1 tRNA gene is annotated in these 229 nt (G+C 42.4%); it reads left to right on the top strand.

The features are described from left to right. The first annotated feature begins 74 nt into the window (after nt 1-74). Nucleotides 75-149 (top strand) — tRNA-Gln (locus BCU12_RS11265). The last annotated feature ends 80 nt before the right edge of the window (nt 150-229 follow it).

Below are 229 nucleotides of genomic sequence, written 5' to 3'. Positions count from 1 at the left end.
TCCGACCGCACCATCATTTTATTGGTTAATCTCATTAGCTGATAATCGTGTGATTGACACTAAACAATCTTTGTTGGGCTATCGCCAAGCGGTAAGGCACTGGCTTTTGATGCCAGCATTCCCTGGTTCGAATCCAGGTAGCCCAGCCACATTACAACTCTTGGTTCTTACTTATGTAAGCAACGAAGAGAACAACGTTATATTGACTCACCAATCATCGATATAACTA

Origin of the sequence: Vibrio sp. 10N.261.55.A7, from assembly GCF_002877365.1 — a bacterium.
Classification (GTDB): domain Bacteria; phylum Pseudomonadota; class Gammaproteobacteria; order Enterobacterales; family Vibrionaceae; genus Vibrio.
Note: the sequence above shows the minus strand (reverse complement) of the source record. Positions and strands in the feature narration are given on the sequence as shown.